The organism is Pinisolibacter sp. DMC19, from assembly GCF_056313985.1.
Map to the genome: position 1 here is coordinate 147,442 of NZ_JBQUZF010000001.1, position 19,779 is coordinate 167,220.

At 69.8% G+C, this 19,779-nt stretch carries 16 protein-coding genes and 1 tRNA gene; 3 read left to right on the forward strand and 14 right to left on the reverse strand.

Annotated features, from left to right (window positions below):
- Positions 1 to 24: 24 nt before the first annotated feature.
- The 3 genes from ACT53U_RS00675 to ACT53U_RS00685 all read right to left on the reverse strand — a co-directional run bounded on the left by ACT53U_RS00675 (position 25) and on the right by ACT53U_RS00685 (position 5,801).
- Complete coding sequence (locus tag ACT53U_RS00675) at positions 25 to 3,288, reverse strand: error-prone DNA polymerase (protein WP_476151914.1); 3,264 nt, start codon at positions 3,286 to 3,288, stop codon at positions 25 to 27.
- 181 nt (positions 3,289 to 3,469) lie between these two features.
- Positions 3,470 to 5,038: a Y-family DNA polymerase gene (locus ACT53U_RS00680; protein WP_476151916.1), complete on the reverse strand. Its 1,569-nt coding sequence runs from the start codon at positions 5,036 to 5,038 to the stop codon at positions 3,470 to 3,472.
- Positions 4,923 to 5,801 (reverse strand): hypothetical protein, encoded by an 879-nt coding sequence (locus ACT53U_RS00685; protein WP_476151918.1) that lies wholly within the window; start codon positions 5,799 to 5,801, stop codon positions 4,923 to 4,925. The genes ACT53U_RS00680 and ACT53U_RS00685 overlap by 116 nt, the downstream gene beginning before the upstream one ends.
- Positions 5,802 to 6,292: 491 nt before the next feature.
- Here ACT53U_RS00685 and ACT53U_RS00690 point away from each other — a divergent pair, with 491 nt between their 5' ends.
- Complete coding sequence (locus ACT53U_RS00690) at positions 6,293 to 7,213, forward strand: glycosyltransferase family 2 protein (RefSeq protein ID WP_476151920.1); 921 nt, start codon at positions 6,293 to 6,295, stop codon at positions 7,211 to 7,213.
- Positions 7,214 to 7,413: 200 nt separating this feature from the next.
- Here ACT53U_RS00690 and rpe read toward each other — a convergent pair whose 3' ends face one another.
- From rpe to ACT53U_RS00725, 7 genes are all read right to left on the reverse strand, one after another.
- On the reverse strand, positions 7,414 to 8,106 hold the full coding sequence (gene rpe, locus ACT53U_RS00695) for a ribulose-phosphate 3-epimerase (protein ID WP_476153024.1): 693 nt from the start codon (positions 8,104 to 8,106) through the stop codon (positions 7,414 to 7,416).
- A gap of 318 nt (positions 8,107 to 8,424) precedes the next feature.
- Positions 8,425 to 10,437: a transketolase gene (gene tkt / locus ACT53U_RS00700; protein ID WP_476151922.1), complete on the reverse strand. Its 2,013-nt coding sequence runs from the start codon at positions 10,435 to 10,437 to the stop codon at positions 8,425 to 8,427.
- A 292-nt stretch (positions 10,438 to 10,729) separates the two neighbouring features.
- Complete coding sequence (locus ACT53U_RS00705) at positions 10,730 to 11,605, reverse strand: phosphoribulokinase (RefSeq protein ID WP_476151924.1); 876 nt, start codon at positions 11,603 to 11,605, stop codon at positions 10,730 to 10,732.
- Positions 11,606 to 11,667: 62 nt separating this feature from the next.
- Positions 11,668 to 12,726 carry a class 1 fructose-bisphosphatase gene (locus tag ACT53U_RS00710; protein ID WP_476151926.1) on the reverse strand — a complete coding sequence of 353 codons (1,059 nt, stop codon included), beginning with the start codon at positions 12,724 to 12,726 and terminating at the stop codon, positions 11,668 to 11,670.
- A gap of 93 nt (positions 12,727 to 12,819) precedes the next feature.
- Positions 12,820 to 13,734, reverse strand: a complete 915-nt coding sequence (cbbX, locus tag ACT53U_RS00715; protein ID WP_476151928.1) for a CbbX protein — start codon at positions 13,732 to 13,734, stop codon at positions 12,820 to 12,822.
- A 238-nt stretch (positions 13,735 to 13,972) separates the two neighbouring features.
- Positions 13,973 to 14,368: a ribulose bisphosphate carboxylase small subunit gene (locus ACT53U_RS00720; RefSeq protein ID WP_476136907.1), complete on the reverse strand. Its 396-nt coding sequence runs from the start codon at positions 14,366 to 14,368 to the stop codon at positions 13,973 to 13,975.
- Between the two features lie 89 nt (positions 14,369 to 14,457).
- Positions 14,458 to 15,930 (reverse strand): form I ribulose bisphosphate carboxylase large subunit, encoded by a 1,473-nt coding sequence (locus ACT53U_RS00725; protein ID WP_476151930.1) that lies wholly within the window; start codon positions 15,928 to 15,930, stop codon positions 14,458 to 14,460.
- Between the two features lie 97 nt (positions 15,931 to 16,027).
- On the opposite strand from ACT53U_RS00725, the gene ACT53U_RS00730 reads away from it, so the two are divergent.
- Together ACT53U_RS00730 and ACT53U_RS00735 are read left to right on the forward strand one after the other, a co-directional pair.
- Complete coding sequence (locus ACT53U_RS00730; RefSeq protein ID WP_476151932.1) at positions 16,028 to 16,966, forward strand: LysR family transcriptional regulator; 939 nt, start codon at positions 16,028 to 16,030, stop codon at positions 16,964 to 16,966.
- 118 nt (positions 16,967 to 17,084) lie between these two features.
- A tRNA-Glu gene (locus ACT53U_RS00735) sits at positions 17,085 to 17,159 on the forward strand.
- A 106-nt stretch (positions 17,160 to 17,265) separates the two neighbouring features.
- Here ACT53U_RS00735 and ACT53U_RS00740 read toward each other — a convergent pair.
- From ACT53U_RS00740 to ACT53U_RS00755, 4 genes are read right to left on the reverse strand one after another with little or no spacing between them, the layout of a single operon-like run.
- Entirely contained in the window at positions 17,266 to 17,805 is a 540-nt protein-coding gene (locus ACT53U_RS00740; RefSeq protein ID WP_476151934.1) for a GNAT family N-acetyltransferase, read from the reverse strand.
- Positions 17,806 to 17,864: 59 nt separating this feature from the next.
- On the reverse strand, positions 17,865 to 18,401 hold the full coding sequence (locus tag ACT53U_RS00745) for a phage tail protein (protein ID WP_476151936.1): 537 nt from the start codon (positions 18,399 to 18,401) through the stop codon (positions 17,865 to 17,867).
- A gap of 46 nt (positions 18,402 to 18,447) precedes the next feature.
- Positions 18,448 to 18,984: a phage tail protein gene (locus tag ACT53U_RS00750; protein ID WP_476151938.1), complete on the reverse strand. Its 537-nt coding sequence runs from the start codon at positions 18,982 to 18,984 to the stop codon at positions 18,448 to 18,450.
- 47 nt (positions 18,985 to 19,031) lie between these two features.
- Complete coding sequence (locus tag ACT53U_RS00755; RefSeq protein ID WP_476151939.1) at positions 19,032 to 19,541, reverse strand: phage tail protein; 510 nt, start codon at positions 19,539 to 19,541, stop codon at positions 19,032 to 19,034.
- Positions 19,542 to 19,779 lie beyond the last annotated feature (238 nt).

Sequence of the window (19,779 nt, forward strand, 5' to 3'; positions counted from 1 at the left end):
CCGTGGTGCGGCGTGTCGCCTACCTCAATGGAAGTCACGGGACTTCGGCAGCACCCGCACGTCGCGAGGATGACGGGCGGCGTTGCCGGTCGGGTCCGTCTCCGAGCCGTCGTCGAGGGCGAGGCCGTCGAGCAGGGCGGTGCGGTCCTCCACCCGCCGGCCCATCAGATGGACGACGCCCTTGTGGCTCTTCTGCACCACGCCCTCGATCAGCATCAGCCGGGAGCCGACCACCTGGGCGCGGAAACGCTCGAATTCGCGCGCCCACAGGAGCGCGTTGGCGACGCCGGTCTCGTCCTCCAGCGTGACGAAGATCGCCTTGCCGTTGCCCGGCCGCTGGCGCACCAGCACGACGCCGGCCGTCTTCGCCCACGCCCCGTCGCGGGCGGCGGCGAGATCCGCCGTGGTCAGCACGCCCTCGGCGGCGAAACGATCGCGCAGGAGTGCCATCGGATGGGCCTTCAGCGACAGGCGGACGGTCTGGTAGTCGGCGACGACCTGTTCGGCGAGCCCCATCTCGGGCAACGCGATGGCGGGTTCCGCCGCCAGTTCCGGCGCCCCCATGGCGGCGAAGAGGGGGAGGGCCTCGGCATCGGGCAGCCGCCGGATCGCCCAGGCCGCAGCCCTCCGGTCGAGCCCCATCGAGCGGAAGGCGTCGGCATCGGCGAGGAGCCGCAGCGAGCGCTGGTCGAGCCGCGCCCGCCGCGCCAGATCCTCGACCGAGAGAAAGCCGCCCCCACGCACTTCGGCGATGCGATCGGCGGCGGCCTGCGACAGCCCGTCGACCTGCCGGAAGCCGAGGCGCAGGGCGATCGTCCCGTCCGGCCGGGCGCCGAGCCGGTTGTCGAAGGTCGAGCGGGCGACGTCGACCGCGCCGACCGCCACGCCGTGATCGCGGGCGTCGCGCACGATCTGGGCCGGGGCATAGAAGCCCATCGGCTGGGAATTGAGCAGCGCACAGGCGAAGACCGCCGGGTGGCGGCACTTGAGCCAGGCCGAGATCCAGACGAGCTTGGCGAAGCTCGCCGCGTGGCTCTCGGGAAAACCATAGGAGCCGAAGCCCCTGATCTGCTCGAAACAGGCCTGCGCGAAGGCCGGATCGTAGCCGCGCGCCACCATGCGCCCGACCATCATCTCCTCGAAGGGCTGGATCGTGCCGAGATTGCGGAAGGTCGCCATGGCACGGCGCAGGCGGTTCGCCTCGGCGTCGGTGAACTTCGCCGCCACCATGGCGAGCTTCATCGCCTGCTCCTGGAAGAGCGGCACGCCGAGCGTCTTGCCGAGCACGCCGTGGAGTTCGTCCGGCGGCCCGTGTTCGGGAGCGGGCGAGGGGAAGACGACGTCCTCGAGCCCTGCCCGACGGCGGAGATAGGGGTGCACCATGCCGCCCTGGATCGGCCCGGGCCGCACGATCGCCACCTCGATGACGAGGTCGTAGAAGCATTTCGGCGCGAGATGGGGCAGCATGTTCATCTGCGCCCGGCTCTCGATCTGGAAGACGCCGATCGTGTCGGCCCGCCCCAGCATCGCCCACACTTCGGGATCGTCGAGCGGCACGTCGGCGAGGCCGAGGTCCGGCCCGCCCGACAGCCGCAGCAGGTCGAAGGCCTTGCGGATGCAGGTCAGCATGCCGAGCGCCAGCACGTCGACCTTCATCAGCCGCAGCGTGTCGATGTCGTCCTTGTCCCATTCGATGAAGGTGCGGTCGTCCATCGCCGCATTGCCGATCGCCACCGTCTCGTCGAGCCGCCCGCGCGCCAGCACGAAGCCGCCGACGTGCTGCGACAGGTGGCGGGGAAAACCGAGGATGCGCGAAGCGATCGTCAGCACCCGCGCGATGGTCGGATTGTCGGGATCGAACCCCGCCTGCCGCGCCCGCTCGGCCGAAATGCCGCCGCGCCCGTCGCGCAGCACGCCGGCGAGGCGGCGGATGACGTCTTCGCTCAGACCGAAGGCCTTGCCGACGTCGCGGATGGCGCTGCGCGGGCGATAGCTGATGACGGTCGCCACCAAGCCTGCGCGATGGCGACCGTATTTCTCGTAGACGTGCTGGATCACCTCCTCGCGCCGCTCGTGCTCGAAATCGACGTCGATGTCGGGCGGCTCGCGCCGTTCCGCCGAGATGAAGCGGGCGAAGAGCAGGTCGTTCTCCGCCGGATCGACGCAGGTGATGCCGAGCGCGTAGCAGACCGCGGAATTCGCCGCCGAGCCGCGCCCCTGACACAGGATGCCGCGCGAGCGGGCGAAGGCGACGATGTCGTGGACGGTGAGGAAATAGCGGGCGTAGTCGAGTTCGCCGATCAGCCGCAGCTCGCTCGCGAGCGATGCCGCGACCTTCTCCGGCACGCCCGCCGGCCAGCGCTCGGCGGCCTGCCGGCGGGTCAGATCCTCGAGCCAGGCCTGCGCCGTCCAACCCTCCGGCACCGGCTCGTCGGGGTATTCGTAGGTGAGGTCGCCGAGATCGAAGCGGATCGACGCGAGGAGCCGCCCCGCCTCGTCGACCGCTCCCGGCGCATCGGCGAAGAGGCGGCGCATCTCGGCTTCGCTCTTCAGATGCCGCTCGGCATTGGCCTCGAGCCGCCGCCCCATGGCGGCGAGCGGCACCCGCTCGCGGATCGCCGACAACACGTCCTGCACGTCGCGATCCTGCGGCGAGGCGTAGAGCACGTCGTTGGTGGCGATGAGCGCAACGCCGGCCGCGCTGGCCGTCTCGATCAGCCCGGAAAGCCGTCGCCGGTCGGCCCCGCCGCGCGGCATGGCGGCAGCGAGCCGGACCTCCGTCCGCGACACCGCGGTGAGCCGCGCCAGCGCCGCGGCGACGGCTTCGGGCGCCTCGGGGTCGGGCATCACGATCAGCGCCAGATCGACGGGGGCGATCGCAAAACTCTCGATCAGATCGTCGAGGACGAGGGTGCATGCGCCCTTCGCCGCCCGCCTTTTGCCGAGCGTCAGCAGCCGGCAGAGCCGCCCCCAGCCGTCGCGCGTCGTCGGATGGACCACCACGTCGGGCGCGCCGTCCGCGAAGACCAGCCGCGCCCCGGCCGCGAGTTTGAACGCCTTCGCCGCCGCCGCCACGGCCTCGTCTTCCGCCTCGCGCAGATCGAGGAGGGCGCGGTGGACCCGCACCACGCCGGCGACCGTGTTGCGATCGGCGATGCCGATGCCGCCGTGGCCGAGCGCCAGCGCCGTCGCCACCAGATCCTCCGCCGGCGAGGCGCCGCGCAGGAAGGAGAAGTTGCTGGCCGCGACCATCTCGGCGAAGCGCGGCGGGGGGGCGAAGGGTCTCATGGCGAACCCACGGCGTTGCGAGATTTCTTTCTCCGTTCGGCTTCACCCTGAGGTGCCCGGCCGTCGGCCGGGCCTCGAAGGGCGAAGCCACGACGGGCCTTGCCACTCGGCCCTTCGCCCTTCGAGGCTCGCTCGCGCTCGCACCTCAGGATGAAGGCCCTCCGCGAAGAGCCGTCCGCTCTCATGCGAAGAGCCCGTGGACGAACCAGCGCGGCGTCTCGACCTCGCCGAAGAGGCCGCTGCGGAACACCCAGAAGCGATGGCCGGCCGCGTCCTCGATGCGGTAGTAGTCCCGCGTCGGCGCGTCCGCCCCGTCGCGCCACCATTCCGGGGCGATCCGCTCCGGCCCCTCGGCGCGGACGATCTCGTGCAGCACCCGCCGCCAGCGAAAGCGCATCGGCGGCCCGTCCGGCACGGTCGCCAGCGTCTCGATCGGCTGCGGCGGATCGAACAGGGTGAGCGGTCGTGCCGGCGGATCGCCCGGCAGCGGCGCGGTCCACGCGACGTCCTCGCGCGGCGCCTCTTCGGCGATCGACACGGCGTCGGCGGCGCGTTCCGGCCAATGGCTGTCGCGGGCGACGAAGCGCAGTACCCGGTCGCGGCCGAAACGGGCGACCAGCCGGTCGAGGAGATCGGTCAGCGCCCGATCTTCGTTCACCCGCCCGTCGAGCGTCGGCTGGCGCGCGGTCAGCGCCTCGCCGGCCGGCACCGACAGGCGCAGCGCGTCGAAGCCCCAGCCCGGATCGAGCGGATCGGCCAGCGCCGCGAGGCGCTCGTCGAAGAGCCGCATCACCACGGCGGTCTCGCGCACCGGCCGCCCGGTGCCGACGGCGATGCGCCGCACCACGCCGTCGGAGCGGAAGAAGGTCGCCTCGAACAGCCGCCCACCCTGACCGCGCCGCTCCAGCATCTCGCCCGCCTCGTCGACGAGATGGACGAGCGTCTCGCGCAGCGACGGCGAATGGACCAGCGGTTCGGGGAAATGACGCTCGACCATACAGTCGGGCAGGGGGCGCAGCGGCGTGATGCGCCGGTCGACCCGGCCGAGGATCTCGGCGAGTTTCCGCGTCGTCGCCTCGCCGAAACGGGCGGAGAAGAGCACCGACGGATGGGCGTCGAGATCGGCGAGGGTGCGGAAGCCCGCCCGCCGCAGCGCGCGATGGGTCTCCTCGCCGGCCTCGAGGGCGGCGAGCGGCAGGCGCCCGACCGCGGCCTCGCTTGCCCCCGGCGCGACGATGCCGCCGTCGCCGTAGCGCACCAGCGCCCGCGCCGTCGCCGGCCCGTCGGCGAGCGCCACCTTCGCCGTGAGCCCCGAGCGGCCGCAGCGCGCCACGATCTCCGCCGCCAGCGCCGCCTCGCCGCCGAAGAGATGGGTGCAGCCGGTGACGTCGAGCATCAGCCCGTGCGGCGGATCGATCGCCACCATCGGGGTGAAACGCTCGCAGGCCTCGGCGAGCCGGGCGACCAACCGCTCGTCGCCGGCCGGATCGGCCTCCTCGATCACCAGATCGGGAAACCGTGCCCGCGCGTCGGCGAGGGCCGTTCCCGGGCGCAGGCCGAGCTCCAGCGCCCGCGCGTCGCAGGCCTCGATCACCCGCGCCGCGCCCCGCCGGCCGACCACGGCCAGCGCCGTCTCAGGCGGTGCGGCGGAGGTCCGCCGCAGCCGATCGGTCGGCAGGAAGGGCAGCCACAGGGCGAGAAGACGCCGCCCCGCGGATGTCGGAAACGAGATCGAAGGCTCGGTACGCACGATTCCACTCCACAGACCATTCCGACCCCATGCCGCGACTGGCGTGGCGCAGCAGCGCCACCCGGAAGGCGGGATTGCCCGGCGCGTTGGCCGATGCCGGTCGCGACGGCGCCGACCGGACCTGCCACCGGCTCGACGCCGCACTCGCCACCGCACCGGCGGCGACGCGGACGACGAAGAGCGTCACCCCCGAGGCCGACGCCGCCAGCGCCAGCCGCCGGCTCGCCGTCAGATCCCAGTCGCGCGGCCCCCCACCGATCCGGCTTGCTCCGATCCGCCCCGCCGGTCCGTCGCCGCGCATCGCCAGCACCACCGCGCCGAGCCCACGGCAGCGTGCTGCCTCGTCGGCGGCGCGCAGCCCGTCGGCCATGTCGCGCACCCGCACCAGGGTGACGCGCGCCGGATCGATGCCGAGCCCGACGAGGCCCGGCGGATGGAGCGCCCCGGCCTCGCGGGCGAGGTAGTCCTGGACGATCCAGCAGATCGCGCCGCGCTCGGCGGTGCGGGGCCGGCCGAAGAGATCGCGCCCGAACCCTTCGTCGGGGCCGGCGAGGGTCGCCCGCTCGGCGAGCGCCAGCGCGAAGCCGGCGGCGCTCGCCGCGTCGTCGTGTCCGGCGGCGAGGATCTCGTGGACGGCGGCACGCGCGAGCCCGCCGCACCGCCCGTCGATCGCCTCGACGCCGAGCCCGAACCCGTCCGCGGCACGCAACGTCTCGCCCCCGTGCCAGCCGCGTCGCACGGAGCCCATGTCGTGGAGAGCCATCGCGCCACTCCTCATGTTCCTTGTTTGTTCTTTGTAGCAGAACGCCGCGGCGAGGGGAAGAGGGGTGGGGAGAATCGGGTGGAGGACGGGGTGAGGAGACGGGGATTCCGAGACGGAACGCGTGGACGCAGGGGCGGGTTTCGGACCGGGGAAAGGCACGAAAGCCGTCGCGGGCTCCCCTTTCTCCCGCAAGGGGGTGTTGCACAATTCGGCCCGAGCCGAAATCGACGCCGTGCGCGATGCTTCGAGACGGCGTTCTCCGAACGCCTCCTCAGCATGAGGCGTTTGTTTTCGCAGAGACAATCTCCGGAGCCTCATCCTGAGGAGCGCCGCAGGCGCGTCTCGAAGGATCGCGCACGAAACCCGCCGCAGCCCCCCTTCTTCCGCGAGGGAGAAGGGAAGGCTGCCCGCGGCCGGGCGTGCCTGCCGCCCCTTGAGCCCGGGGGCCGCGCGCGCTATCGAGAAGGCCCCTCGACAGCGGAACGCGCGACATGGCGGATGCCCCGAAGAACGCCCACGGAGCCGATCTCGGCTTCTCGATCGTCGTTCCGACCTGGAACAACCTCGAGTATCTGAAGCTCTGCATCGCCTCGATCGAGGCGAATTCCGCCTACGCCCACGAGATCATCGTCCACGTCAACGAAGACGCCGACGGCACGCTCGCCTGGGTGCGCGAGAAGGGCCTGCGCCATTCCTTCGCGCCGAAGAACCTCGGTGTGGCGGTGTCGGTGAACCTCGCCGCGTCGCTGGCGACGAAGCCGTGGCTCCTCTACCTCAACGACGACATGTGGGTCTGCCCCGGCTGGGACGTGGCGCTCGTCACCGAGATCGAGAAGGCGGGGACCGACCGGATCTTCCTCTCCTCGCGCCTGATCGAGCCCAAGGACACCGGCGACACCCGCCCGATGATCCTCGACTGCGGCACGGGGCCGGAGAATTTCGATCGCGACAAGCTCTTGGCGCACTACCGTGATCTGACGCGCGGCGACGAGCGCTTCGTCTTCTCCCAGCCGACGATGATCCACCGCACGCTGTGGCAGGTGGTCGGCGGCTATTCGGTCGAATTCTCGCCCGGCATGTCGACCGACGACGATCTCGTCATGAAGCTGTGGACGGTCGGCTGCCGCGAGTTCCGGCTGGTCGATGCCTGCCGCGTCTATCACTTCGCCTGCCGGTCGACCGGTCGCATCCGCAAGAACAAGGGCAGCCGCCAGTTCCTGCTCAAGTGGGGCCTGCGCTGGAAGCGCTTCCGCGACGCCCGCGGCGGCGAGGGCGCGACGACGGCGACCTTCTCCGATCGCCTGCGCCGCGCGCTCTACGCGCTGAAGTCCGCCCACCCGATCGACGATCTCGAGGGCTGGAACCCGAAGGCCGAATGGGACTGGCGGATCGGCGACGACGCGCGGCGCTGAGGGAGCAGCGGCTAGGAGCTTCTGGGCGCCTTGCGGGAAGCCCTTCACACTGAGGTGCGAGCGTCAGCGAGCCTCGAAGTGCGAAGGGCGCGTGGCACAGCCCGTCATGGCTTCGCGCTTCGAGGCCCGGCTTGCGCCGGGCACCTCAGCATGAAGCCGAACAGAGGGCCGAACGCCGAAAGCCGTATCCCGTCCGATCTTCACGCGCTCGCCCGCACCGGCGTCACGCCGGCGGCCGCCGCCGCGCGCAGGTCGCGGACGGCCTGGGCGTAGTCCTTCTTCTTGAAGATCGCCGAGCCGGCGACCACCGTGTCGGCACCCGCCGCCACCACGGCGCCGATCGTGTCGGGGGCGACGCCGCCGTCGACCTGGAGGCGGATCGGTTTGCCGGTCTTCTCGATGCGGGCGCGGACGTCGGCGATCTTGTCGAGCACGTGCGGCAGGAAGCTCTGGCCGCCGAAGCCGGGGTTCACCGACATCAGCAGCACCATGTCGACCTGATCGAGGACGCAGTCGAGCGCCGCGACCGGCGTCGCCGGATTGAGCACCACGCCGACCTCGCAGCCCTTCTGGCGGATCAGCCGCAGCGATCGGTCGAGATGGCGGCAGGCCTCGACGTGGATCGAGATCAGATCGGCGCCGGCGGCGGCGAAGCCCTCGATCAGCGCGTCGACCGGCTCGACCATCAGATGGGCGTCGATCTTCAGCGTCGACCACGGCTTCAGCGCCTCGAGCACCATCGGGCCGAAGGTCAGATTGGGCACGAAGTGATTGTCCATCACGTCGAAATGGATCCAGTCGGCCCCCGCCGCCTCGACGGCGCGGACCTCCTCGCCGAGCCGGGCGAAGTCGGCGGCGAGCAGCGAGGGGGCGATGACCAGCGGGTTCATGATGTCTCTCCGGGCTTCCGTTTCGTCGAAGGCTCCGGCCGAGGGGGCCGAGCCTCGTGAGATGTCCCGGAGGCGGAGAAGCGCGGGCCGACGCGAGCCTCCGCCTCCGGGGACGTCCCTCCTCGTTTTGCAGGGACGTAGAGAGTTGCTTGTGAGCGAGATCTTCTCGTTCGGCTTCACCCTGAGGTGCCCGGCAGAGCCGGGCCTCGAAGGGCGAAGCCGTCGACGGGCCGTGCCACTCGGCCCTCCGCCCTTCGAGGCTCGCGTTGCGAGCACCTCAGGGTGAAGGGCCTCTGCACCGAGCCCAATCCTCCCGCCGCCTCACAGCGTCGCCAGATGCTCCCGCACCCGCGCGGCGATCGCTTCGGCCGTGAAGCCGAAATGGGCGAGCAGCGCCTTTTCCGGCCCGCTCTCGCCGAAGCGGTCGATGCCGACGACGAGGCCGCGGTCGCCGACCACGCCGCGCCAGCCGCGCGTCGTGCCGGCCTCGATCGCCACGATCGGCAGGCCCTTCTGGAGAACCGCAGCGCGTTCGCCCGCCGCCAGCCGCTCGAAGGCCTCGACGCAGGGCATCGAGACGAGCCGCACCGGCTTGCCCTCCGCCGCCAGCACGTCGGCGACGGCCGCCGAGAGCCCGACCTCCGAACCGGTGGCGACCAGCGTGGCGCAGGCTCCGGCCGGATCGCGCAGCGTGCGATAGCCGCGCCCGTCGACGGCGCCGGCCTGCGGGGCGAGGTTCTGACGCGACAGGATCAGCGCCGAGGGGCCGTCGGTGCGGGCGAGGGCGGCGCCCCAGGCAGCGGCGGTCTCGGCGGCGTCGGCCGGGCGCCAGACGTCGAGGCCGGGGATGAGCCGCAGGCTCTCGACGTGCTCGATCGGCTGATGCGTCGGCCCGTCCTCACCCAGTGCAATGGAATCGTGGGTCAGCACCCAGATCACCCGCTGCTTCATCAGCGCCGCCATGCGGATGGCGTTGCGGGCATAGTCGGAGAAGACCAGGAACGTGGCGCAGAAGGGGATGAACCCGCCGTGCAGCGCCAGGCCGTTGGAGATCGCCCCCATGGCGAACTCGCGCACGCCGAAGAACACCTGATTGCCCGCCGGATCGCGGCTGACCGGCTTCGAGCCCTTGTGGACCGTCAGGTTGGAATGGCCGAGGTCGGCCGAACCGCCGAAGATCTCCGGCACGTGCTCGGCAAAGGCGGCGAGCGCCAGCTGCCCCGCCTTGCGCGAGGCGATCGATCCCGCCGCCTCGCAGGCAGCCAGCGCCGCGGCGGCGCCGGCATCGAAGCCGGGGGCGGGGAGGCCGGCGATGCGGCGTTTGAACTCGGCGGCGAGCTCGGGATGGGCCGCGGCATAGGCGGCGAAGCGGCGGCGCCAGTCGGCGGAGCGCGCCTTGCCGGCCTCGCGGGCATCCCAGGCGGCACGCACCGCGTCGGGGATCTCGAAGGGCGCATGCGGCCACTTCATCGCCTCGCGCACCGCGGCGATCTCGGCGGCGCCGAGCGGCGCACCGTGGCAGTTCTCGGTGCCCTCCTTGCCCGGCGAACCACGGCCGATCACGGTGCGGCAGCAGATCAGCGTCGGCTTCTTCGTCTCGGCCAGCGCCGCCTTGGTCGCCGCGTCGATCGCCGCCGGATCATGACCGTCGACGCCGCGGATCACCTGCCAGCCGTAGGCCTCGAAGCGGGCCGGCGTGTCGTCGGCGAACCATTCGATGCAGCGCCCGTCGATCGAGATGCCGTTGTCGTCCCAGAAGCAGACGAGCTTGCCGAGCCCGAGCGAGCCGGCGAGCGAGGCGGCCTCGTGGGAAATGCCCTCCATCAGACAGCCGTCGCCCATGAAGACGAAGGTGCGATGGTCGACGATGTCGTGGCCGGGGCGGTTGAACTGCGCCGCGAGCGTGCGCTCCGCCAGCGCCATGCCGACGGCGTTGGCCAGCCCCTGGCCGAGCGGCCCGGTGGTGGTCTCGACGCCGGGCGTATGGCCGACCTCCGGGTGACCGGCGGTCCGGGAGCCGAGCTGACGGAAGGCCTTGAGGTCGTCGATCGAGAGATCGTAGCCGGTCAGGTGCAGCAGCGCGTAGATCAGCATCGAGCCGTGGCCGTTCGACAGCACGAAACGGTCGCGGTCGGGCCAGCGCGGATCGCTCGGATCGTGGCGGAGATGCTCGCGCCACAGGGTGGCGGCGATCTCGGCCATGCCCATCGGCGCGCCGGGATGGCCGGACTTGGCCTGTTCGACCGCATCCATCGCCAGCGCACGCAGCGCCGCCGTGACCGGCCAGTCGAGGGCGCCGGGACGGGTGCCGGCGAAGGAGAGGGGGGCGTTCATCGGTCTTTCCTCGGGTTGGATCTTCGGGCAATGCGCAGAGGGCGGAAGCGCATCCTCGTGAGCGTTCGTGATGCTTCCCGACGGTGCCGCGGTTTCACCCTCCCATCAGGGGAGGGTGGCCCGCAGGGCCGGGTGGGGTTCGGCGTCGCGACGGGCTCCGCCGCCGGATGGGTTCGGCTCGGTCGCGAGGCCGCACTCACCCCACCCCCGACCCCTCCCCTGATGGGAGGGGGGGAGGACCGTGCCGGGAGGCTCGCGCCTCGTTCCGTCGTGTGTCGCGGGGCCGTCCGCCTCAGGCGGAGCGGCGTTTGCGGTCGACCATCTTCAGGATCGTCGGCGTCAGGATCAGCTGCATGGCGAGATCGAGCTTGCCGCCGGGAATGACGATCGAGTTCGCCCGGCTCATGAAGCTGTCGTGCAACATCGTGCGCAGATAGGCGAAGTCGATGCCGCGCGGGTCCTTGAAGCGGATCACCACCATGCTCTCGTCCGGCGTCGGGATCCAACGCGAGATGAACGGGTTCGACGTGTCGACCGTCGGAACGCGCTGGAAGTTGATGTCGGTCTGCGAGAACTGCGGCGTGATGATGCGGACATAGTCCGGCATGCGGCGAAGGATCGTGTCCATGATCGCTTCGGTCGAATAGCCGCGGGTGTTCTTGTCGCGATGGAGCTTCTGGATCCATTCGAGATTGATCACCGGCACGACGCCGATCTTCAGGTCGGCGTGGCGGGCGATGTCGATCTCGTCGGTGACGACGGCGCCGTGCAGACCCTCGTAGAAGAGCAGGTCGGTGTCCGGCTCGAAGCTCCGCCACTCGGTGAAGGTGCCGGACGGCGAACCGAGCCGCTCGGCCTCCTCGACGTCGTGGACGTAGGAACGCGTCCGCCCGTTGCCGGTCGCGCCATAGGAGCGGAAGGTCTCCTCCAGTTCGGCGAGCAGGTTCGCCTCGATGCCGAAATGCGAGAAGTGGTTGTCGCCGGCCGCCGCCCGCTCGGCGATGACGCGCTTCATCTCGGCGCGGTCGTGACGGTGGAAGGCGTCGCCCTCGATGTTGGCGGCGGTGATGCCCTCGCGGCGGAAGATCTGGTCGAAGGTCTTCTTCACCGAGGTGGTGCCGGCGCCCGAGGACCCGGTGACGGAAATGATCGGATGCTTGACGGACATGGAGACGTCCTCCGGGGCGTGGCCCCTGATGCGATGTCGGATCGGGCGAGGCGGGCGACGGCTCAGGCCGTCAGCAGCCCGCGTCGGGCAAACAGCGGCGATCGTTCGGAATTGCCCCAATTGGTCGCGAGATAGCGCTCGAGGCGCTCGACCTTGGGCCGCGATCCGAAGATCAGCGGCACGCGTTGGTGCAGTTTCTCCGGTACGAGGTCGGCCACGGGCGTCTTGCCGTCGCTCGCCCGTCCACCCGCCTGTTCCATCAGCATGCCGATCGGCGCCGCCTCGTAGACGAGGCGCAGGCGGCCGTTGGCGTAGCCCTTCCGCTGGTCGCCGGGATAGAGATAGATGCCGCCGCGGATGAAGATCCGATGCGCCTCGGCGACCATCGAGGCGATCCAGCGCATGTTGTAGTCGCCGCCGCGCGGACCGTCGCCGCCGGCGACGAGATCGTCGACATAGGCGCGCACCCGGTCGTCCCAGTGACGGTAGTTCGACATGTTGATGGCGAACTCGCGCGCCTCCTCCGGCACCCGGAGCCCCGCCTCGATCAGCCGGAAACGCCGCGCCTCGGGATCGAGGACGAAGAGATCGACGCCGTCGCCGACCGTCATCACCAGCGCGACGTGCGGGCCGTAGACGACGTAGCCCGCCGCCACCTGCTCGCGCCCGGGCCGCATGAAGGCCTCGTCGGTGCCCGGATCGACGCCCTCGACCCGACGACGGACCGAGAAGATCGTGCCGACCGAGACGTCGGTGTCGATGTTGGAGGAGCCGTCGAGCGGATCGATCGCCACCAGCAGCCGTCCGTCGGGGTCGAGCGCCATGGCGTGGTCGGCCTCCTCGGAGGCGAGAGCTGCGACCGGAGCCGACCGGCAGGCCTCGTAGAGGATCTGGTCGCAGCGCACGTCCAGTTCCTTCTGGACGTCGCCGCCGCCGTTGTCGGCGCCGCGCGAGGCGCCGAGCGCCCCGGCGAGCGGGCCGCGGGCGATCAGGCCGGCGATCTCGGCACAGCCGCGAGCGATGGCGTTGACGGTCGCGGCGATGTCGAGCCGCGACGGATCGCAGCCGGCCCAGGCCTCCAGCCGGGCACTCAGATCGGGGGGCGTCGATGCTTCGCGCATGACTTTAACCTCTCGGTGTTTCCTGTTGTCCCTGAACGATGATCGCCGCTCGTGCCTTTTTCGGTCTATGCGAACCGACGATCGAGGAAGCGCTCAGGGATCGATGTTCCTGGAGAGCACCCGGCTGGACCGGATCTCCGCCTCGGTGATGGTGGACAGGTCCGCCACGTCGACCTCGCGCCCCTCTTCGAAGAGGCGGATGGCCTGTCGCAGGCGGGCACGGTCGAAGGCGTTGCGGATCGACCGGGCATTGGCGAAATCGGGTTGGGTGCGGCGTGCCACGACATAGTCGGCGAGCGCGGCGCGGGCTCCCTCGTCGAACCGGTAGCCCTCCTTTTCGGCGATCACGTCGGCGATGCGCAACAGTTCGTCGTCGCGATAGTCGGGGAAGTCGACGTGATGGGCAATGCGCGAGCGGAAGCCCGGGTTTGCCGAAAAGAAGGTCTGCATCCGGTCGGCGTAGCCGGCGAGGATCACGACGAGGTCGTCGCGCTGGTTCTCCATCACCTGCAGCAGGATCTCGATCGCCTCCTGACCGTAGTCCTTCTCGTTCTCCGGCCGATAGAGGTAATAGGCCTCGTCGATGAAGAGGACGCCGCCCATGGCGCGCTTCAGGACCTCCTTGGTCTTGGGCGCGGTGTGGCCGATGTACTGGCCGACCAGATCGTCGCGCGTCACCGAGACGAGATGGCCCTTCCGGACATAGCCGAGGCGGTGGAGGATCGAGGCCATCCGGAGCGCGACGGTGGTCTTGCCGGTACCGGGATTGCCGGTGAAGGCCATGTGCAGCGTCGGCGGCGAGGTCTCGAGCCCCATGATCTTGCGCGCCTTGGTGACGAGCAGGTGGGCGGCGATCTCGCGGATGCGGTCCTTGACCGGCTTGAGGCCGATCAGGTCGCGGTCGAGCTCGGCGAGCAGAGGCCCGATCTCGGTCTCGCGCCACAGGGCGGCGAGATCCAGCCGATCCGGGGTCGCGGCCGCAGGGTCTGGGATGAGCGGAGCGTTCATGATCGGACCTCTTCTGCGTCGATCGTCGGTCGCTCGGCCGAAGGCCGACCCTTCTCCCCTCGTGGGAGAAGGTGGCCGAAGGCCGGATGAGGGGGCGCCGCGCAGCGGCATTCTCATCTCGAATGAGGAGCGGGTGGGGAGGACGAACCCCTCATCCGCCCCTGCGGGGCACCTTCTCCCGCAAGGGGAGAAGGGCTGGCGGGGCGACCGCCTCGATCGAAACGAACCGCCTGCGGTCTCACGCCGCCGAGCGACGACGCACGGCGTAACGCTGGATGCGGCCGGCTTCCTCGATGCGGTCGAGGACGAAGCCGGGTTCCTTCGACGGCCGGTGCACGATGAAGGAGAGACGGATCGTCTCCCAACCGCGCGTGCTGTCGAAGGCGTTGATGCGCACGTAGGCCTCCGGGTTGGCTTCGCGGGCCGCGCGCACCTCGGTCATCACGCCGGCGGCGTCGCGCAGGTCGAACATCGGCATGCCCCACATGTCCCAATAGGTGTTGCGGGGATGGGGGTCGTCGGTGACCTCGATGCTCACCGCCCAGCCCTGGTTCAGGGCATGTTCGATCTGGGCGGAGATCTGCGCGTCGGTGAGGTCGGGCAGGAACGAGAAGGCGCCTTGGGTCAGTCGCATGGAGGCTACTCCGGGTCTGGATGAGAAGGGGGAGGCGGCCGGTTTCAGGGTGGACCGGCCGCCTCCCGCGCGGCGGGCCGAAGGGAGGCTCAGCTCGCCGCCGCCGTCGGAACGAAGTCGGACGTGTCGGTCGAGGCGTAGTCGAAGGTGACGGAGCCCCAGGTCGCGAGCGCGGCCTCGAGCGGCTTGCACCACTTGGCGGCGTCGCGCAGGATCTCCGGGCCTTCCGCCATGATGTCGCGACCCTCGTTGCGGGCGAGAACCATGGTCTCCATGGCGACGCGGTTGGCGATGGCGCCGGCCTGGATGCCCATCGGGTGACCGATGGTGCCGCCGCCGAACTGCATCACCACGTCGTCGCCGAAGAGATGCAGCAGCTGGTGCATCTGACCGGCGTGGATGCCGCCCGAGGCCACCGGCATGACCTTGCGCAGGTCGCACCAGTCCTGTTCGAAGAAGATGCCGCGCTGATAGTCGACGGCGTTCTTCGCCTCGCGGCAGACGTTGTAGTAGCCCTGCACGGTCATCGGATCGCCCTCGAGCTTGCCGACCGCGGTGCCGGCATGCAGGTGGTCGACACCGGCCAGGCGCAGCCACTTGGCGATGACGCGGAACGACACGCCATGGTTCTTCTGCCGGGTGTAGGTGCCGTGACCGGCGCGATGCATGTGCAGGATCATGTCGTTGGCGCGGCACCACTCGGCCATCGACTGGATCGCCGTCCAGCCGATCACGAGATCGATCATGACGATGCAGGAGCCGATCTCCTTCGCCATCTCGGCGCGACGGTACATCTCCTCCATCGTGCCGGCGGTGATGTTGAGATAGTGGCCCTTGATCTCGCCGGTGGCGGCGGTCGCCTTCATCACTGCCTCCTGGCCGTAGAGGAAGCGGTCACGCCAGTGCATGAAGGGCTGCGAGTTGATGTTCTCGTCGTCCTTGGTGAAGTCGAGACCGCCGGCGAGGCCCTCGTAGACGACGCGGCCGTAGTTCTTGCCCGAGAGCCCGAGCTTCGGCTTGATCGTCGCGCCGAGCAGCGGCCGGCCGAACTTGTCGAGGCGCTCGCGCTCGACGACGATGCCGGTCGGCGGGCCGCGGAAGGTCTTCACGTAGGCCGGCGGGAAGCGCATGTCCTCGAGACGGGCGGCCTTCAGCGGCTTGAACGAGAAGACGTTGCCGATGATCGACGCCGTCAGGTTGGCGATCGAGCCTTCCTCGAACAGGATGATGTCGTAGGCGACCCAGCAGAACCACTGGCCCGGCTGCCCCGGCACCGGCTCGACCTTGTAGGCCTTGGCGCGATAGCTGTCGCAGGCGGTCAGGCGATCGGTCCACACGACCGTCCAGGTCGCGGTCGAGCTCTCGCCGGCGACCGCCGCGGCCGCCTCGATCGGATCGACGCCGTCCTGCGGCGTGATCCGGAAGAGGGCGAGGACGTCGGTGTCCTTGGGTTCGTAGTCGCCGTCCCAGTAGCCCATCTGGGCATACTTCATCACGCCCGCGCCGTAGCGCTTCTTGGCATCCATCGGAGCGGCGGCGGCAGGCTTGTCCATCACGGTCATGGGCGTTCCCTCGTCTTGGTTGGAGGGATGCTGCGCCGTCGTTCGAATTAAGCAAATTCGTATTTCTTTTCGTCCAGATTCAGATAATCTGAAGTCCATGCGAAACGTCACCCTGAAGCAGCTCCGAATGTTCCGTGCCGCGGTCGAAGGACGCTCCTTCGCCGCCGCCGCACAGGCCACCCACGTGACCCCGCCGGCGGTCACGGCGCAGATGAAACTGCTCGAGGAGGAGGTCGGTCTCCCCCTCTTCGAGCGAGACGCGCAGGGCCTGACGCCGACCGCTGCGGGGCGGGAAATCCTCGATGCGTCAAGGCGTTTGGAGAAGATCCTCGACGACGCGCGATCGAGCGTCGAGGCGCTGCGCACCCCCGACGGCGGACGCGTCACGGTGGGCGTGGTGTCGACCGCGAAATACTTCGCGCCGATGCTGCTGGCGGCCTTCGCCCGCGAGCACCCCCGCGTCGAGCTGGAGCTGGTGGTCGGCAACCGGTCGGACATCGTGTCGCGGTTCGAGGCGGGCGATCTCGACCTGACGATCATGGGACGACCGCCCGAGGAGGCGCCGGTCGAGAGCGCGCTGATCGGCGCCCATCCCCACGTGGTCGTCGCCGCCCCGACCGACCCGCTGGCGCGCGAACGCCGAATCGACCCCGCCCGCTTCGCCGACCGCACCTTCCTGGTGCGCGAACCGGGCTCCGGCACCCGCACCCTGATGGAGCACTTCCTGGTGCGATCGGGCATCCACCCGAAGATCGGCATGGAGATCGGTTCCAACGAGACGATCAAGCAGGCGGTGATCGCCGGCCTGGGCCTGACCTTCATCTCCGCCCACACCGTGGCGGCCGAAGTCGAGGACCATCGCCTCGTGGTGCTCGACGTCGTCGGCCTGCCCTTGTGGCGACGCTGGTACGTGGTGCGGCTGGCGCGCAAGAAGGCGATGCCGGCGACGCGGGCGCTGATCGACTTCGTGCGGGTGCGCGGCGGCGCCTTCCTGCCGCAGATCCCCGGCATCCCGGACGCCCCGAACGAGGGCTGACGGCGCGCGGAGACACGCGCCGGCCGGCGAGATTTCCACAATTCGGCGAAGCCATTGCGTCCGAGGCGGGTAGGGGCTTGCCCGTAACCGCGAAGCACTATAAGAACCCGCCCCGTGAGCGCCCTTCGTCTATCGGTTAGGACGGCAGCCTTTCACGTTGCAAAGACGGGTTCGACTCCCGTAGGGCGCGCCACAAAATCCCTCGTCATTGAAGACCAGACGCTTCGCCGATCGTCGGTGCCGTGTTCGCGCGCTGTCGTCGCGCGAGACCAATCGGCGTCCACACCGCGATCGGTGCCTCACGCCGGGTCCAGCGCCAGTGCCATCGTCGTGCCGATGGCGTCTTCGCCCAGCGGGCGAAAGCCGAGGCGCCGATAGAGGCGGGCGGCGTGAGCATTGGTGTGGGCGACCATCAGCGACAGGGCGGTCCATCCCGCCTCCCGTGCCGACCGGATCGTCTCGTCGAGAACCGCCGTGCCGATGCCACGGCCGCGGGCGGTCGGAGCGACCACGATGTCGACGATCCGCAGCGTCCGTCCGCTCGCGCGGCGATCGGGCGCGGTCACGAGACGGCCGACGGCTTCGCCGTCGGCGAGGATCACCGAGCGTTCGGCATCGGGAAACTCCTGCGCCGAGCCCGCCTCGTGAGCGCGGTACTGCTGATCGAGCAGGATCGCCAGCATCGGCTCGGGAAGGGCGGCGGCGGCGAAGAGCGCGCGGCGATCGGTGACGAAGAGCGCGCGCAGGAAATCCGCGTCACAGGGCTCGACCGAGCGCAGGGCGATCGCCGGACGATCGGCGCGGGCGTCGCCGTCCTCGACGGCGGAACGCGTCGGCATCGGTGTTCCTCCCCGGGGTCCCGTCGACGCAGGGCGAACCCGCGTCGACGGTCCATGCCTCACTGGAAGCTCGGGTAGATGCCCGCAGTGGCGATGCAGTACGTCAACTGCAGCGTCGGCTGGTCGTTGGGATGCGACTGGCTCGACACTCCGTTGCCGACCGTCAACGGGTTCAGCACGGTCGCAGGCGTGGTGCCCTGCGGCAGGAAGCCGGTCATGCCGGGGTCGACCAGCGTCGCACCGGCGGTCGGCGTCGCCGCGTTGGTGGTGCCGCGGTAGACCGTCATCGGATGGGAATGGGGAGGGATCTCGGTCGACAGCAGGGTGACGGCGTCCAAACCGAAGCTCTCGCCGATCGTGTAGTCGGAGAGCCCCGGTCCCTGGCCCTGTCCGGCGACCACCCGGACCGTCGTGCCGTTGATGTTGGGCAGCGCGAAGTTGGTCTGCCCGTTGCCGCCGTAGGTCGTGCCGATCAGCGCGAACAGAGGGGTGTACTGCTGGATCGGCAGCAGCTGGCCGTTACAGGCCATCCACCCGCCGGAGGGGACGAAATTGTACGGGAACGGCATGATCGTGCCGATGAAGAAGGTGTCCATGGGGTCCTCCCGGAGCGCGTTCGACGATCTTGGACGGTCGGCGGAATCACCCTTGCGACGGATAGATCCCGTAGAGCGCGATGCAGTAGTTGCCGATCAGAGTCGGCATCATGTTGTCGTGCGGCAGTCCGCCGGCGCTGGCGCCGATCGTCGTGGAGGCCATGACCTCCGGCGTCGCCCCGGCGATCGACGACGTGTAGGGCAGCAGCCCGACACCGGTCCCGAAGCCGACGGAAGGATCGGGCGTCGCGGTGCCGCCGACCGGCGGCGTGGTCGATGCCGCCGTGAGCGGGTGGCCGTGGGCGGCCATCGTCGTGGTGACGAGCGTCACCATCTCGTGGCCGCCGTTCTGGCCGATCACGCGCGTCGTGAGGCCGGGACCGGTCCCCTGATGGATCGGAACGCGCCCCCTGAGGTCGGGCACGGCGAAGTCGGTGACGCCGTCGCCGCCGTAGGTGGTGCCGATCAGCGCGTAGAGCGCCTCGTATTCCGAGATCTGCAGCAGCGATCCGTCGCAGGCGGCCCAGCCGGTGGGAATGCGGGGAAAGGCGAAGAGCATGATCGTGCCGATATAGGGTTCCATGTCTCGATCCCTCGTTGCCGGAGAAACGTCGCAGGCCGATCGATCCTTCAGCCGCGGCTGGGGAAGATGCCGGAAAGCGCAATGATGTAGTTCACGACGAGATACGGCTGCATGTTCTCGTGGGGAGCGTTGCCGCCATTCGGGCCGACGTTGCTCTGCGACAGGGCGACCTGGTTCGACGGCTGGGCGAACAGCGTCGCAGCGGCATCGCCGTTGGTCCCGAAGATCTTGCCGGCGGCGGACGTCCCGCGACCGGATCCGGCCACCGTCGTGGCGGTGACGTAGTGGGTGTGCGCCGGCAGCTGGTTCGCCGTCAGCGTCACCGTCTCGGTTCCCGACGAAAGGCCCGGCTGAGACTGCGAGAGGCCGACCGGCGTCCGCCCGCGCAGGTCGGGCAGACCGAAGGTCGAGCGCCCGTCGCCGCCGAAGTTCGTACCGAGAAGCGAGAACAGCGCCTGATTCTGCGCGATCGACAGCAGCTGGCCGTTGCACAGTGCCCAGCCCTTGGGAGCGAAAGCGAAGCCGACCGGCATGATGGTTCCCAGATAGGTATCCATGCTTATAAACTCCCGGTTGTTTGGCATTTCGAACAAACCATAGGTCCGGCGAACTGTCCAGCGCGTCACAGAAGTCTGTCGTAGCGTCATTGTATTGTGACGCTGCTTGACGGGACATCGACTCTCGTCATGACAGGTAGACGCGGAAGAGCCTCGCATAGACCTGTATCATGATTGCAACGCAGCACGACGATATCGCTATCTTCCGTGTCGACCAGAGTCTACCGGCGTCGCACAT